Source organism: Bacillus sp. JJ1521 (genome assembly GCF_036965165.1).
In the GTDB taxonomy this organism is placed as follows: Bacteria; Bacillota; Bacilli; order Bacillales; family Bacillaceae_L; genus Ferdinandcohnia.
In genome coordinates, this window is sequence record NZ_JBALOX010000041.1 from 4,671 (window position 1) to 6,683 (window position 2,013).

General features: G+C 39.4%; 2 protein-coding genes. Both read left to right on the forward strand.

Translation table 11 applies throughout. The features are described from left to right. The first annotated feature begins 320 nt into the window (after positions 1-320). Entirely contained in the window at positions 321-1,550 is a 1,230-nt protein-coding gene (locus tag V7147_RS07295; RefSeq protein ID WP_335367191.1) for an NAD(P)-dependent malic enzyme, read from the forward strand. Between the two features lie 18 nt (positions 1,551-1,568). Next, positions 1,569-2,013 (forward strand): FadR/GntR family transcriptional regulator (locus tag V7147_RS07300; protein ID WP_335367192.1); only part of this gene is annotated, 445 nt, incomplete at its 3' end.

A 2,013-nucleotide genomic window follows, 5' to 3' on the forward strand; every position in this document is an offset into this window, starting at 1 on the left:
CCAAAATTTTTAACAGAAATTACAAAATTAATGGGTCCACAAAATGTGGTGTTCCACTAACAAACTCTTTACATGAACAGCATATATGTTATATTGTAATAGAAAAGCGAAGTGGCCATACCACTTATTTTTAGGCCCACACGATGTGGGTCACAAAGACGAAGACATCAGGACGTGGCGTTCTTAGTCTTTGATCCTTAAATTCTATTTTACTAGATTTAATGAAAATATTGGACAAGTAATCGACCATTATGACTACAACTGGTGCCGAAAATTAAGGCTACCAAGTTTTCTTTATAACAAGGAGTGAAAAAAAGGAAATGACTCTAAGAGAAGAAGCACTACATATTCATCAAATTCATAAGGGAAAGCTTGAATCAAAATCAAAAATTCCAGTAAGGAATGCAAAGGATTTAAGCTTAGCGTACTCACCAGGAGTAGCCGAACCATGTAAGGTTATTTACGATGATAAGTCCAAGGTGTATGAATACACAATGAAGGGGAATATGGTAGCTGTTGTTTCTGATGGGACAGCAGTGCTTGGCTTAGGCAATATTGGTCCTGAAGCAGCTCTTCCTGTTATGGAAGGAAAGGCTGTATTATTTAAGAGCTTCGCAGGTGTAGATGCATTTCCAATTTGTTTAAACACAACAGATATCGATAAGATAGTGGAAACTGTCAAATTATTAGAACCTACTTTTGGCGGAGTCAACTTAGAGGATATCGCTGCACCGAATTGCTTTGTCATTGAGGAGCGCTTAAAAAAAGAAGCCAATATTCCGGTTTTTCATGATGATCAACACGGTACCGCGATTGTTACAGTAGCAGGACTTGTGAATGCATTAAAGCTTGTTGGTAAGAAAATGTCAGAAATAAAAGTTGTTGCAAACGGAGCTGGTGCTGCTGGTATTGCAATTATTAAGCTCTTATACCGCTATGGAGTTCGCGACATTATTATGTGTGATACTAGAGGTGCTATTTATGAGGGGCGTACCTCTGGTATGAATGGTGTAAAAGAAGAAGTAGCAAAATATACAAATAGCAATCGTTTAGAAGGCTCTCTAGAAGATGTTATTAAAGATGCAGATGTCTTTATCGGTGTGTCCGCTGAAGGTGCATTAACAGCTGATATGGTAAAAACGATGAATCAGGACGCTATTATTTTTGCTATGGCAAACCCTAATCCTGAAATCATGCCGGATGTCGCATTGGAAGCAGGGGCTAAGGTTGTTGGAACAGGAAGATCAGATTTTCCAAACCAAGTAAACAACGTACTTGCTTTCCCAGGGATTTTTAGAGGTGCATTGGACGCTAGAGCTACTCATATTAATGAACAAATGAAAATAGCGGCAGTTGAAGCAATTGCTTCATTGATATCTCCTGAGGAACTTCGACCAGAGTATGTCATTCCTGCACCATTTGACCCGCGTGTTGCTCCTGCGGTTGCAGCAAGCGTGGCAAAAGCAGCAATGGAAACAGGGGTCGCAAGAATATCTGTAAATCCGGAAGAAGTTGCTGAGAAGACTCGTCGTTTAGCAATTATTGAATAAGGATAGGATGAGATTTTCGTGACATCTCCTAATTCTAAGGTTTACATTGAAATCGTAAAACAAATTAGGTCCATCATTCTAGATGATGGACTTTCCACTGGAGATAAAATCCCTTCTGAACGTGAACTATCAGACCGTCTTAATGTAGGGCGCTCTTCTGTAAGAGAGGCCTTACGGTCGCTTGAATTATTAGGGCTAATTGAGACGAGAAGGGGCGAAGGTACCTTTTTAAAGGATTTTGGGGATCACCAGCTGATTCATTTACTAGGTACCTTTATTATCCAAGGAGATAAAACAAAAGATGATCTCCTCGAAACAAAACAAACACTCGAAAAATCCTGTATTGAATTAGCGTGTCATAAAATGAACGAACAGATGGTCACAGAATTGAGAAGAGCATTATCGGATGCTCGTGATCCTGAAGGTTTTCTGTTTAAAACAATTGCTGAGGCAACAGGTAATC